Origin of the sequence: Desulfococcus sp. (genome assembly GCF_050178255.1) — a bacterium.
Lineage (GTDB): Bacteria > Desulfobacterota > Desulfobacteria > Desulfobacterales > Desulfococcaceae > Desulfococcus > Desulfococcus multivorans.
The window spans coordinates 1-13,807 of record NZ_JBFXGG010000077.1 but is presented as its reverse complement, the minus strand read 5'-3'; the positions used below and the strand labels follow the sequence as shown (position 1 = coordinate 13,807).

12 protein-coding genes, 1 tRNA gene and 1 pseudogene are annotated in these 13,807 nt (G+C 55.1%); all 14 read left to right on the top strand.

Annotation, left to right across the window (positions count from 1 at the left end):
* A pseudogene (gene tuf / locus AB7S84_RS12880) lies at nt 1–128 on the top strand (elongation factor Tu); the annotation flags it as partial.
* Nucleotides 129–145: 17 nt separating this feature from the next.
* Nucleotides 146–295 carry a 50S ribosomal protein L33 gene (gene rpmG, locus AB7S84_RS12875; protein WP_040416939.1) on the top strand — a complete coding sequence of 50 codons (150 nt, stop codon included), beginning with the start codon at nt 146–148 and terminating at the stop codon, nt 293–295.
* 70 nt (nt 296–365) lie between these two features.
* Nucleotides 366–441, top strand: a tRNA-Trp gene (locus AB7S84_RS12870).
* Between the two features lie 94 nt (nt 442–535).
* A complete protein-coding gene (secE, locus tag AB7S84_RS12865) occupies nt 536–919 on the top strand; it encodes a preprotein translocase subunit SecE (protein ID WP_020878819.1) in 384 nt (127 codons plus the stop codon).
* 14 nt (nt 920–933) lie between these two features.
* The gene (gene nusG, locus AB7S84_RS12860; protein WP_020878818.1) at nt 934–1,464 is read left to right on the top strand and encodes a transcription termination/antitermination protein NusG; all 531 of its coding nucleotides are present in this window, start codon (nt 934–936) and stop codon (nt 1,462–1,464) included.
* 82 nt (nt 1,465–1,546) lie between these two features.
* Complete coding sequence (gene rplK / locus AB7S84_RS12855; RefSeq protein WP_020878817.1) at nt 1,547–1,969, top strand: 50S ribosomal protein L11; 423 nt, start codon at nt 1,547–1,549, stop codon at nt 1,967–1,969.
* Nucleotides 1,970–2,069: 100 nt separating this feature from the next.
* A complete protein-coding gene (gene rplA, locus AB7S84_RS12850) occupies nt 2,070–2,774 on the top strand; it encodes a 50S ribosomal protein L1 (RefSeq protein ID WP_020878816.1) in 705 nt (234 codons plus the stop codon).
* Between the two features lie 220 nt (nt 2,775–2,994).
* A complete protein-coding gene (gene rplJ / locus AB7S84_RS12845) occupies nt 2,995–3,516 on the top strand; it encodes a 50S ribosomal protein L10 (protein WP_020878815.1) in 522 nt (173 codons plus the stop codon).
* Between the two features lie 44 nt (nt 3,517–3,560).
* A complete protein-coding gene (gene rplL, locus AB7S84_RS12840; protein ID WP_020878814.1) occupies nt 3,561–3,947 on the top strand; it encodes a 50S ribosomal protein L7/L12 in 387 nt (128 codons plus the stop codon).
* A 115-nt stretch (nt 3,948–4,062) separates the two neighbouring features.
* Nucleotides 4,063–8,196 (top strand): DNA-directed RNA polymerase subunit beta, encoded by a 4,134-nt coding sequence (gene rpoB, locus AB7S84_RS12835; RefSeq protein ID WP_020878813.1) that lies wholly within the window; start codon nt 4,063–4,065, stop codon nt 8,194–8,196.
* A gap of 51 nt (nt 8,197–8,247) precedes the next feature.
* Nucleotides 8,248–12,618 carry a DNA-directed RNA polymerase subunit beta' gene (rpoC, locus tag AB7S84_RS12830; RefSeq protein ID WP_428154868.1) on the top strand — a complete coding sequence of 1,457 codons (4,371 nt, stop codon included), beginning with the start codon at nt 8,248–8,250 and terminating at the stop codon, nt 12,616–12,618.
* Between the two features lie 101 nt (nt 12,619–12,719).
* A complete protein-coding gene (gene rpsL / locus AB7S84_RS12825) occupies nt 12,720–13,091 on the top strand; it encodes a 30S ribosomal protein S12 (RefSeq protein ID WP_020878811.1) in 372 nt (123 codons plus the stop codon).
* A 22-nt stretch (nt 13,092–13,113) separates the two neighbouring features.
* Nucleotides 13,114–13,584 carry a 30S ribosomal protein S7 gene (gene rpsG, locus AB7S84_RS12820; RefSeq protein ID WP_428154865.1) on the top strand — a complete coding sequence of 157 codons (471 nt, stop codon included), beginning with the start codon at nt 13,114–13,116 and terminating at the stop codon, nt 13,582–13,584.
* Between the two features lie 112 nt (nt 13,585–13,696).
* Nucleotides 13,697–13,807 (top strand): GTP-binding protein (locus tag AB7S84_RS12815; RefSeq protein WP_428154630.1); only part of this gene is annotated, 111 nt, incomplete at its 3' end.

The window sequence follows — 13,807 nt, the reverse complement described above, 5'->3', positions numbered from 1 at the left end:
CGGGAGACAATGTGAAGATCACCGGCGAGTTGATTACGCCGATCGCCATGGAGAAGGAACTTCGGTTTGCCGTCCGTGAAGGCGGCCGTACCGTCGGTGCCGGTGTCGTGAGCGAAATTATCGAATAGCACTGAAGGAGTTTCCTGTGAGAGTAAATGTAACGCTGACATGCACCGAGTGTAAGCAGAAGAACTACATGACGACCAAGAACAAACGGACGACGCCGGATAAGCTGGAATTCAAAAAATATTGCCGATTTTGTAAAAAGCATACGCCTCACAAAGAAACCAAGTAGTTGATCCGCCCGATGTCGAACAAGGGCGGGTCGGTCAATCCGGTTGCTTCATAGGCAAGGTGCTTTGTTCAGGCCAGTAGCTCTAATGGTAGAGCGTCGGACTCCAAATCCGAATGCTGGGGGTTCGAGTCCCTCCTGGCCTGCCAGAATCATGCGGATATTTTATGGTGCAAGCTCAAGGCGTAGACGGGCCGCTTCGGCCGGTTGACTCTTTGGGCTTTCCATATTTTTAGGAGCATAATGGCACGGTTACAGAGGAAGAAAAAAACAGAGAAAAAAAAGAAACCGGGTGACGGCGGCGAATCGGCGGTGTCCTCCGACGGACAGGACGCTGAGGCGGTGGCGGGTGAGGCCGTTTCGGTCGCTCCCCGGGAAGTCCAGAAAAAAAGATTCCCCGCGCCTCAGAAAAAGCTCTCGACCGGAACCATCAAGATCGGCTACCTGGAAAAGGGGATTCAGTTTTTGAGGGAGGCCAAGGCCGAGCTGAAGAAAGTCACCTGGCCTTCCAAAAAGCAGACCATCGGCTCGACGGTCGTCGTCATTATCCTTGTAATGATCATCTCTTTGTTTCTCGGGGTTGTGGACTTGGCGCTGTCAAGTTTGATTCATGTCGTGCTTCAGTAAAAACGGAGATAAAAATGGCGCTAAAATGGTACATCGTCCATGTGTATTCAGGGTTTGAAAACAAGGTCAAGAAATCCCTGGAGGAACGAATCGCCTCTTCTCCTCATGCGGCAAAGTTCGGTGAGATCGTCGTACCGACGGAACAGATTGTCGAACTCGTTAAGGGAAAGCGAAAGACCTCTTCCCGTAAATTCTATCCGGGATACATTCTGGTTCAGATGGATCTGGACGATGAAACCTGGCATATCGTGAACAACACCGACAAGGTCAGCGGCTTCCTGGGCGGCCGCGAAAAACCAGTACCGATTTCCGACGAAGAGGCCGCCGGCATTCTCAACCGGATGGAAGCCGGCCAGCTCAAGCCCAAGCCCAAGTTTTATTTCGAGACGGGAGACGACGTCAGAGTTATCGACGGGCCGTTTACCAATTTCAACGGCACCGTGGAGGAAGTGAATCCGGAGAAGGGTAAGATAAAGGTTCTGGTGAGCATATTCGGCCGTTCCACACCGGTGGAACTCGATTTCGTACAAGTGACAAAACTATAAGTAGTCTGGGGGGTGGACGGCTTGCTTGGGCCGGTGACCCGAACCTCCCAAAAACGCCTTGATCAGGAGTATATAGAGAAAGATGGCAAAAAAGGTAATTGCACAGATAAAACTACAGGTGACGGCAGGCAAGGCCAACCCGTCCCCCCCGATCGGTCCGGCGCTTGGACAGCACGGTGTCAACATCATGGATTTCTGCAAAGCCTTCAACGCGAGAACGGCCAATGAGGAAGGCATGATCATCCCGGTTGTCATCACCGTTTATCAGGATAGGTCCTTTACCTTTGTGACCAAAACACCGCCTGCTGCCGTCCTGCTGAAAAAAGCGGCGAAAATTGCCAAGGGTGCGAGCGATCCGAAGCGCGATAAGGTCGCCAGGGTGACGCGGGCGCAGGTAGAGGAGATTGCCAAGCTCAAGATGCCTGATTTGAACGCCTACGATTTGGATGCGGCCTGCAAGATCATCGAAGGTACCGCAAGGAGCATGGGGATCGAGGTAGCTTGATCGTCTGAGATCGCAGATAAATGATCAACGCCGGAGGGTGGGGTTGCCGCTGAAGGGACGATTGATCATTAGGATAATGGATAAGGAGCAAGGATAAACGATGCCGAAGCGGGGTAAAAAATATTTAGAGGCAAAGAAAAAGTCAAGTCCTGGAGCGCTACTCGGGTTTACGGAAGCTGTACAACGAGCGATTGAGACCTCTTTTGCGAAATTCGACGAGACTTTTGATATCGCCGTCAGACTGGGTGTTGATCCGCGGCACGCGGACCAAATGGTCAGAGGGACGGTTGTCCTGCCCAATGGAATCGGGAAAGAGGTGAGGGTTCTCGTATTTGCAAAGGGCGAAAAGGAAAAAGAGGCTGAAGAGGCCGGAGCCGATTATGTCGGAAACGATGAATTGATCGAAAAGATCAAGGGCGGCTGGTTCGAGTTCGACAAGGCCGTCGCGACGCCCGACATGATGGGGTCCGTCGGAAAGATCGGTCGTCTCCTCGGGCCGAGAGGTCTGATGCCCAATGCAAAGACCGGAACCGTCACCTTTGATCTGGCAAAGGCGGTCACCGAATTGAAAGCGGGAAAGATTGACTTCAGAGTGGAAAAGGCGGGAATTGTCCACGCACCCATGGGGAAAGTCTCTTTCGGCGCCGAAAAGATCGTGCAGAACGCAACTGCGTTTCTGGAAACGATCATGCGCCTGAAGCCTTCGGCGAGTAAGGGTGCCTACATCCGAAGCATCGCCGTATCCACGACAATGGGACCCGGCGTCAAGGTCGATACGGCATCCATCAAAGATCTGGTAAAATAATTATGTTTGAGGAGACAGGGGGCGGAGGTTTCAATCGCGCCGTTCCTACTCACGCCAATACCGCACTCAAAAAATATTCCTGTCAAAGACCGTGGGTATACAAATTCTGGTGCTCTGCTGATTTGTATTTAATCGACATGTTCGGCCTGCCGAGACAGTAGCTTTCCAAGTTTACTTACCTCTGGTTTTGAACAGGCACGAAAGGAGGTGTGAAAATTATATGAAGCTGGACAAGAAAAAGGCGATCGTGGAGGAACTTCACGAAAAGTTCTCGAAATCCAAGATTGTCATCCTGACCGACTATAAGGGGCTTGATGTGGCCGCCGTCAGTGAATTGAGGAAAAAACTCAACGAGGTCAATGTCGAATTCAAGGTCGTCAAGAACACGCTTCTCGTCAGAGCGTCCGAAGACACCGAGGTGGCATTGATCAAAGATGACTTCAAAGGCCCCAGCGCCGTAGCGATGAGCTACGACGATCCGGTCGCGCCCGCGAAGGTCATGACGGAGTTTGCGGGAGGAAACGACAAGTTCGAGATCAAAATCGGCGTCATGAACGGCAAACGGATCGATGTCAAGGCCATCAAGGCGCTGTCGTCCCTGCCGTCCAGAGAGGTCCTGCTCGCGCAGGTGCTCTCCGCGATGAACGGGGTTCCGACAGCGTTCGTGCGCGTTCTCAATGCGGTTCCCCAGAAACTGTTGTATGCGTTGCAGGCCATCAAAGAGCAGAAAGAAGCGGCCTGAGGTGTTTCGTACCTGTTAAAACAAGACTTGGAGGATAAGTAAAAATGGCGGATGTTACCAAAGAAGATGTTATAGAATTTATTGCAAATATGTCGGTTCTGGAGCTGTCGGAGCTGGTTAAGGAACTGGAAGAGAAATTCGGCGTCTCCGCTGCCGCACCCGTGGCGATGATGGCCGGCGGCATGCCCGCCGAGGGCGCTGCGGCCGCAGCCGAAGAGAAGACGGAGTTCGATGTCATCCTGACTGCCTCGGGCGACAAGAAGATTCAGGTGATCAAGGAAGTGCGCGCCATTACCGGTCTCGGCCTGAAAGAAGCCAAGGCCCTGGTGGATGAGGCCCCCAAACCGGTGAAGGAAGGGGTTCCCAAGGATGAGGCCGACAAAATCAAGGCTCAGCTTGAAGAAGCCGGCGCGCAGGTCGAAATAAAATAAGCCACATCCTCACTCCTACACGCCATTATAGTATCAGCGACAATGGGATGGAATGCCGTTACGGCTTTCATCCCATTGTCGCCGTTTCAGAATACCATTATTCATTGGAGACGATATGACGGGAAAGCCTTTAGCGGCAGCTAAACGCATAAGGAAAAACTTCGGGAAAATTAAGAAAATTATCGAGATTCCTGATCTTATCGGAATGCAAAGAGAGTCTTACAGACGTTTTCTGCAAATCGACGTTCCTCCTGAAAAGCGTGAAGATATCGGGCTGCAAACCGTATTCAAGTCGGTGTTTCCCATTAAGGATTTTACGGGGAGCGCGTCCCTTGAATTTGTTTCTTACCGTTTTGCGGAAACCAAGCACAGCGTCGAAGAGTGTATAGACCGCGGCATGACCTATGAGCTTCCTGTTCGTATCACCGTCCGGCTCGTCGTATACGATATCGACAAGGAGACGGGGGTCTCCAATATTCGCGACATCAAGGAACAGGAGATATATTTCGGCACCATCCCCTTAATGACCGACAAGGGAACCTTCATCATCAATGGGACTGAGCGGGTAGTCGTCAGCCAGCTTCATCGTTCTTCCGGCGTGTTTTTCGACCATGACAAGGGAAAGACCCACTCCAGTGGAAAGGTCATCTATTCATCGAGGATCATCCCTGTTCGGGGCTCCTGGATCGACATGGAGATTGACCCGAAAGACATCGTCTACATTCGCATCGATCGACGACGGAAGTTTCCGGTGACGCTGCTGTTCAAGGCGTTCGGATATACCACCGAGGACCTCCTGGCCTATTTTTATGAAACCCAGAAGATCGTCATCGAGGGGGATGAATTCTATAAGATCTTCGAGGAACATGCCTTCAAGGGGCAGCGGGCTTCCCAGGATATCGTTCTTCCCGACACCGGCGAAGTGGTGGTCCGAAAGGGGCGTATATTCACTCAACGGGCCATTCGGCAACTCAAGGCTGCGGATGTCCAGCGAATCCCCATCAGCGTCGACGACATCCTGAACGGCTTCTTCGCCTTCAACGTGATCGCGCCGGAAACCGGTGAGATCATCGCTAAAGCTAACGATCCGGTGGATGAAGAGGTGTTGAAGGAGATCAGCCGCGTGGGAATCGATCAATTCGAACTTCTGCTGATCGACGGCGTCAGCATCAGCGATTCCATACGAAAGACCCTTCTGCTCGACAAGGTCGAAACCAAGGAAGAAGCATTGATCGAGATATATCGGAGGCTTCGGCCGGGCAATCCCGCGACGCCGGAGGTCGCTCAGGATTTTATCGATCATCTGTTCTTCAAGTCCTCCTACTACGACCTGTCGGGTGTCGGGCGAATGAAGATCAATCTCCGGCTGGGCATCGATACCCCCGTCGACGTGCGGACGCTTCGCAAGGAAGACATCCTCCTGACCACCAAGACGCTGGTGGAACTCCGGGATACCCAGGGCGTTGTGGACGATATCGACCATTTGGGCAACCGGCGGGTCCGGGCCGTGGGAGAGCTTCTGGAGAATCAGTATCGCATCGGTTTGGTACGGATGGAGCGCGCCATCAAAGAGCGGATGAGCCTTCAAGAGGTCGATGCCCTCATGCCCCACGATCTGGTGAACCCAAAGCCGGTGTCCGCCGTGGTGAAGGAATTTTTCGGAACGAGTCAGCTATCTCAGTTTATGGACCAGACCAACCCTCTGTCGGAAACGACCCACAAGCGCCGTCTGAGTGCGCTGGGCCCGGGCGGTCTCACCCGGGAGCGAGCCGGCTTCGAAGTGCGGGACGTTCATCCGTCTCACTACGGACGCATATGCCCCATTGAAACCCCGGAAGGGCCCAACATCGGTCTGATCGTTTCCCTCAGTACCTACGGGCGGGTCAATGATTACGGATTTATCGAGACACCCTATCGCGTGGTTCGGAATGCCACGGTGACCGACGAGGTTCGATACCTGAGCGCGTTCGAGGAGAAGAAGCATCCCATCGCCCAGGCCAATGCGCCCATGAACGAGAACAAGCAGTATGTCAATCCGAGGGTGACGTCACGCGTCTCCGGCGAGTTCGAGATGGTCGACCGGGAGAATATCGAACTGATGGACATCTCCCCAAATCAGCTGGTGAGCGTTTCGGCCTCTCTGATTCCGTTTCTGGAAAACGACGACGCCAACCGTGCGCTCATGGGATCCAACATGCAGCGGCAGGCCGTTCCCCTCATGCAGAGCAAGGCGCCCCTGGTGGGCACGGGCATCGAGTCCGTGGTGGCAAAAGACTCGGGCGTGACCATCGTCGCCAAGCGCGATGCGATCGTCCTGGATGTGGAGGCCTCGCGTATCCTTCTGAAATACGACATGTCGGAGGATCCGTCGGAAAAGGTCGTCGAGCCCATCAACCTGTCCAAATTCGTCCGGTCTAACCAGAACACATGTTTCAACCAGCGGCCCATCGTCCACAAGGGGCAGCGAATCAAGGCCGGGGAGATCATCGCGGACGGCCCGGCCACCGAAAACGGCGAGTTGGCCCTCGGCCAGAATGTCACCGTCGCTTTCATGCCGTGGGGCGGCTACAACTTCGAGGACTCCATTCTGGTGAGCGACCGACTGGTCCGAGACGGGGTCTACACTTCGGTGCATATCGAGGAGTTCGAGGTGGTTGCCCGCGACACCAAGCTGGGCAAGGAAGAGATCACCCGTGATATCCCCAACGTGGGGGAGGAGGCCCTTAAGAATCTTGACGACAGCGGGATCGTCCGTCTGGGAGCGGAGGTGAAATCCGGCGACATCCTGGTGGGCAAGGTCACGCCCAAGGGTGAGACCCAACTCTCCCCGGAGGAGAAACTGCTTCGGGCCATCTTTGGTGAAAAGGCGGGCGATGTGAAGGACACCTCGCTTCGGGTGCCGCCCGGCGTCGAAGGGATCGTGATTAACGCGAAGGTCTTTTCCCGCCGGGGCGTCGAGAAAGACGATCGGACCCGGTGGATCGAAGACGAAGAGATCTCCCGGTTCGAGCGGAACAAGGACGATGAAATCGCGATCATGGGGGATGTGGTCTGGGAGCGGATCGCCCGGCTTCTCGTCGGACAGAAATGCTCGGTGCCTCTGAAAAAGGGCAAGACGGTACTGATTCCCAAAAATGTCGAAATTACCCGGGAGATACTGGACAATATCGATCCCCTCTCTCAACTGGAGGGCATCGTCCTGGAAGATGTTGACGTCACCGATCAGGTCCACAACATCCTGGATATCTATACCGAGCAGTGCGAGCGCTGCCGCCTCAATTTTGAACAACGGGTGAGCCGGTTCGAGAAGGGCGACGACTTGCCGCCTGGAGTAATCAAGATGGTGAAGGTCTATGTCGCCATGAAACGGAAGCTCTCCGTGGGCGACAAGATGGCCGGCCGACACGGCAACAAGGGCGTGGTGTCGAGAATACTCCCCCAGGAAGACATGCCCTATTTCGAGGACGGTACGCCGGTCGATATGGTGCTCAACCCGCTGGGCGTGCCGTCGCGGATGAACGTCGGTCAGATCCTCGAGATTCACCTGGGTCGAGCCGCCAAGGTTCTGGGCGAGCAGCTCGAGGCGATGGTTCGAAACAAGGAAACGGTCGCGCTCAGGGAAAAGGTCAAGCGTATCTTTTCGACGGAAAAGATGGATGCCCTGAACGACAACGAGATTCAGGTGATCAACGAGATCGCGGAAATGGACGATGCGACGCTGCTGAGTTTTGCATCCTTCTATAAAGACGGTGTTCATATGGCGACACCGGTCTTCGACGGCGCCAAGGAAGATGAAATCAAGGCGCTCCTGGTGGAAGCGGGGCTTTCCCGGACGGCACAGGCGACCCTCTATGACGGGCGTACCGGTGAGCCCTTCAAAGAGAGAATTACTGTTGGAACGATGTACATGCTTAAATTGCACCACTTGGTGGATGATAAAATACACGCCCGCTCCATCGGCCCCTATTCCCTGGTCACCCAGCAGCCGCTCGGCGGCAAGGCGCAGTTTGGCGGTCAGCGGTTGGGCGAAATGGAGGTCTGGGCCATGGAGGCTTACGGCGCGGCTCATGCGTTGCAGGAATTCCTGACGGTGAAATCCGACGATATGGCCGGCCGGACAAGAATGTATGAGAAGATCGTAAAGGGACAGAACGTCCTGGAACCTGGTATCCCCGAATCTTTCAAAGTTCTGACCAAAGAATTGCAGAGTCTGGGGTTGGACATTACCCTCATGCAGAACGAAAACTGACAGGATCGTTTTCGTTTGGTTTAACGCCTAAAGCTTTAAAGGGGGATCAATTTGGAAACGTTATACGATTTTTTTGCAAAACCCATGGACCCGAAAAACTACAAAGGGGTCAAGATTGCCTTGGCATCCTCGGAACAGATTCGGGAATGGTCTCATGGGGAGATCAAAAAGCCGGAAACTATCAACTACCGGACCTTCAAACCGGAGCGTGATGGGCTTTTCTGTGCAAAAATTTTCGGTCCAACCAAGGATTACGAATGCAACTGCGGCAAATACAAGCGGATGAAGCATCGGGGCGTCATTTGTGAAAAATGCGGCGTCGAGGTCATTCAATCCAAGGTCCGGCGTGAGCGCATGGGCCATATTGACCTGGCGACTTCCGTTGCTCATATCTGGTTTCTGAAGAGCCTGCCCAGCAAAATTGGCAACCTTCTGGATCTGACTCTCAAAAATATGGAGAAGGTGCTCTACTTCGACAGCTACATCGTTGTCGACCCGAAAGAGACTGGTCTTACCAGGGGCCAGTTGCTGACCGAAGAGAAATATCGTGAGGCGCGAGAGCTATACGGATACAAGTTCGATGCGGGCATCGGCGCGGAGGCCGTAAAAATCCTTCTGCAGGGCCTGGAGTTGGAGCAACTGCACCGGGAGCTCCGGGAGGAGATCAATTCCACGACCTCTATGGCCAAGCGGCAGAAACTGTCCAAACGGCTCAAGATCGTGGACGCTTTCCGGAAATCCGGTATCAAGCCGGAGCAGATGATCATGGATGTTATCCCGGTGTTGCCGCCGGATCTCCGGCCATTGGTCCCTCTCGAGGGGGGGCGCTTCGCCACGTCGGACCTCAACGACCTCTATCGACGGGTTATCAATCGGAACAATCGACTCAAACGGCTGATGGATCTCAACGCGCCCGACATCATCGTTCGGAACGAAAAACGGATGCTTCAGGAATCCGTGGACGTCCTGTTCGACAACGGGCGACACGGCAGGGTCATTACCGGAACCAACAAGCGCCCGCTCAAATCCCTGAGCGACACCCTGAAGGGCAAACAGGGGCGGTTTCGCCAGAATCTGCTTGGAAAACGGGTCGATTATTCCGGTCGTACCGTCATCACTACCGGGCCCAACCTGCGGCTGCACCAGTGCGGTTTGCCCAAGAAAATGGCTCTCGAGCTGTTCAAGCCCTTTATCTACTACCGGCTTGAACAGAAAGGGCTCGTCTCGACGGTCAAAAGCGCCAAGAAAATGGTTGAGCGTGAAATTCCCGAGGTGTGGGACACCCTGGACGAGGTAGTGCGGGAATACCCCGTGATGCTCAACCGGGCCCCGACATTGCATCGATTGGGGATCCAAGCCTTCGAGCCGACCCTGATCGAGGGGAAAGCGATTCAACTTCATCCCTTGGTCTGTACGGCGTTCAACGCTGACTTCGACGGCGACCAGATGGCCGTTCACGTGCCGTTGTCCGTTGAATCCCAGATCGAGGCTCGGATACTGATGCTCTCCAGCAACAATATCCTCTCTCCGGCCAACGGGAGCCCGATCATCGTCCCCAGTCAGGACATCGTTCTGGGGATTTATTACATGACGCGGGAAATTCCGTTTTCCAGGGGGGCCGGGAAGCGCTTTTCCAACGTGGACGAGGTCCGATCCGCTTTTGATGCCGACGCAGTCGATCTCCATGCCAAGATTTCCGTCAGAATGGACGGAAAGATGGTGGAGACCACTGTCGGGCGGGTTCTGCTCTGGGAGATCATTCCCAAAGACAGTCTGCTCAAAATGCGCCACATCGAGATTTCGGACAAGGAAGCCGCGAAAAAAATTCTGGCAGAGATCCGGGGCGGCGCCGACTTCATCGAGATGGTCCGACGGCACTCCGTGAGCAGCGATGTCGAGGACGACGGTATGGTGGGGCTTCTGCGGCAGGACGAATTCCGGAGAATCTTCAATGCCAAGCAGGTTGATATCGAGGACGTGTTCGCTCTTTCCGAAGGCGATGTGACGGAGGTCATCTTTGGCGATGGTGCCTACCACATCTTCAAAATTCTGACCAAGCGGCCGGATATTCCCTTCGACACGGTCAACAACGTCATGGACAAGAAGATGCTGCGGGAGTTGGTGGACAAGGTTTATCGAAACCTGGGCGCCAAGGCGACCGTCATCCTGTCAGACCGCCTGAAAGACATCGGATATAAATATTCGACCCTGGGGGGGCTTTCCATCTCCATCGACGCCATGATCATCCCTGAGATGAAATGGGAGATTCTCAAACGGGCGGAAGAGCAGGTGACGGAGATCGGTCGACAGTATACCGAAGGTCTGATCACTCAGGGAGAAAAATACAACAAGGTGGTCGATATCTGGGCCAAGGCTACGGACGACGTCGCCAACGAAATGATGGATGCCATGAAAAAGGCCCCGCTTCTGGACGATGAGGGAAATCCCCGTCTCGACAAGGACGGCCGGCCCATTCTCATGGAAGGCTTCAACCCGGTCTTCATGATGGCCGATTCCGGCGCTCGAGGCAGCAAGGACCAGATGCGGCAGCTGGCGGGCATGCGGGGGTTGATGGCCAAGCCGTCGGGAGAGATCATCGAAACCCCGATCACGGCCAATTTCCGCGAAGGCCTTTCGGTGCTGCAATACTTCATTTCCACCCACGGCGCCCGGAAAGGTCTCGCCGACACTGCCTTGAAAACCGCGAACTCCGGTTATCTCACCCGGAGACTTGCCGATGTAGCCCAGGATTGCGTGGTGATGGAGCCGGATTGCGGCACCATCCGGGGCGTGGAGGTGGAGGCGCTCATGGAGGGCGGCGAGATCATTCAGCGTCTGGGCGAACGGGTTCTGGGACGGACGGTGGCGGAGGAGAATGTGCGGGATCCATACACCGACGAGATCATTGCCAACATCGGCGACGAGATTGACGAAACCGTCGTGGCGAAGATCGAGAGGGCGGGCCTCACCAAACTGAAAATTCGGTCGGTGTTGACCTGCAACAGTGCCCAGGGCGTCTGCGCCGCATGCTACGGCAGGGACCTTGCCCACGGAAGACGGGTCGAGGTCGGTCAGGCGGTCGGCATTCTGGCCGCCCAGTCCATCGGAGAGCCGGGCACCCAGCTGACCATGCGGACTTTCCACATCGGCGGTACTGCCAGTCGGCGTGTCGAGCAGGCGGACATCCGGGCACGGGTGGAAGGCAACATCCAGTTCATCGACGTCAACGTGGTCAGGAACGCCGACGGTGAACTGATCGTCATGGACCGTCAGGGCGGCGAATTCGCCATCGTCGGCAAGACCGGTCGGGAGCTGGAGCGGTTTCCGGTCATCTACGGTGCTCATATTCTCGTCAAGGACGGGCAGGAGGTGAAGGCCGGCGACCTCCTGGTGACATGGGATCCCTTCACGACGCCCATCATCACCGAAGTGGACGGCGTCATCCGATACGGCGACATCTCGCTGGGGAAAACCCTCCAGGAAAAGGTCGACCCCGTCACCGGAAAATCGAGCCGGACGATCATCGAGTCCAAGTTGGCGGAGGTCCGCCCCAGGATCACCATCAAGGGGCCGGACGGAAAAAAAATGCGCTATCCACTTCCTGTGGAGGCCATTCTCCTCGTGGAGGAAGGCGACACGGTGAAGGCGGGCGACGTATTGGCAAAGCTGCCTCGCGCCACCACCAAGACCAAGGATATCACTGGTGGTCTTCCCCGCGTCGCGGAGCTTTTCGAAGTCCGTCGGCCCAAGGAGACGGCGGTGCTGAGCCGGATAGACGGATACGTCTCCATCGCCAAGGGGCCCAAAGGCAAACAGAAGGTGACGGTGACCCCCGTGGACGGCGGGGATGTCGAGGAGTACCTGATTCCTCGAGGCAAGCACATCAATTTCTACGAGGGGGACTACATCCGCGCGGGCGAGCCCCTCATCGCCGGCTCCGCCATCCCCCAGGATATTCTGACCATCAAGGGCGAGGTCGCTCTGGCGCGATACCTGGTCAACGAGGTTCAGGAGGTGTATCGCCTCCAGGGCGTGCGCATCAATGACAAGCATATCGAGGTGATCGTTCGGCAGATGATGCGGCGCGTCAAGATCAAGGAAGTGGGGGACACCGAGTTCATCATAGAGGAACAGATCGATAAAAGCGTGTTCGAAGCGGTGAATAAGGAGGTCAAGGCCAAGGGCGGGAAACCGGCAGTAGCCGAACCCCTGATCCTGGGCATCACCAAGGCCTCCCTCAGTACGGACAGTTTCATTTCCGCGGCTTCTTTCCAGGAAACGACCAAGGTGCTCACCGAGGCGGCCATTGCCGGTGCCGAGGATTATCTCAAGGGACTCAAGGAAAACGTCATCATGGGGCGCATTATTCCAGCGGGAACGGGATTTCCGTCATATTCCGAGCTGGAGATCGATTCCCTCTGAAACGAGAAAATCTCTTGACAGAGAATCCTTACATGTATATAAAAAAGAATTTTGTCATGTATCACAAAAATGGTGATTTAGATTAGGAGATAGGGGTTTTTATGCCGACCATAAACCAATTAGTGCGAAAAGGTAGACAGCGAATTAAGAAAAAGACCGGTACCCCGGCTTTAAAAGGTGCGCCTCAGAAAAGAGGGGTCTGCACCCGCGTGTACACCTCGACGCCCAAGAAGCCGAACTCCGCCTTGCGGAAGGTTGCCAGGGTCCGGCTCACCACGGGGATCGAAGTGAGCGCTTACATTCCGGGTATCGGCCACAATCTTCAGGAACACTCCGTCGTCCTGGTTCGAGGCGGCCGCGTCAAGGACTTACCTGGTGTGCGGTATCATATCGTCCGGGGCACCCTGGATACACTGGGCGTGGAAGATCGGAAGCAGGGGCGGTCCAAATATGGTGCCAAGAAACCCAAATAACACAGTGAGAATGGTGTGACCTATGCCAAGAAGAAGAGAAGTTCCCGAGCGGGTGATTGTTCCGGATCCAAAGTATGACAGCAAGCTTGTCGCAAGGTTTGTCAAATCCATCATGCGCGACGGCAAGAAAAGCGTGGCGGAGAGAATCCTTTACGACGCTTTTGACATTATTGGGGAAAAAACCAACGAGGCGCCGCTGAAGGTGTTCGAAAACGCCATGGAAAACGCCAAGCCGACCATCGAGGTCAAATCACGGCGCGTCGGCGGATCGACCTACCAGGTTCCGACGGAGATCCGGCCGGCTCGCAGAACGGCGTTGGCGATCCGTTGGATTATCGATTTTTCGCGGAAACGCTCGGAAAAGGGAATGTCCAAGAAGTTGGCGGGGGAGTTGCTGGACGCCGCCAATAACCGAGGTGCTACCGTCAAGAAGAGAGAAGATACGCACAAGATGGCCGAAGCCAACAAGGCATTTGCGCATTTCCGCTGGTAGTCGGCAGGTTCGATGCTGGGGGGGATCAGCCGACAGCATTCAGGCCCATCCGCCGTTCGTGGAAAACGCGAGACAAGAATAAAATCCCGGCTTGAAGGGGAGGACGATTAAGATGGCGAAAGAAAAGTTTGAACGAAAAAAGCCGCATGTGAATGTGGGGACGATCGGTCATATCGACCACGGGAAGACGACGTTGACGGCGGCGATCACGAAGATGTGCGGG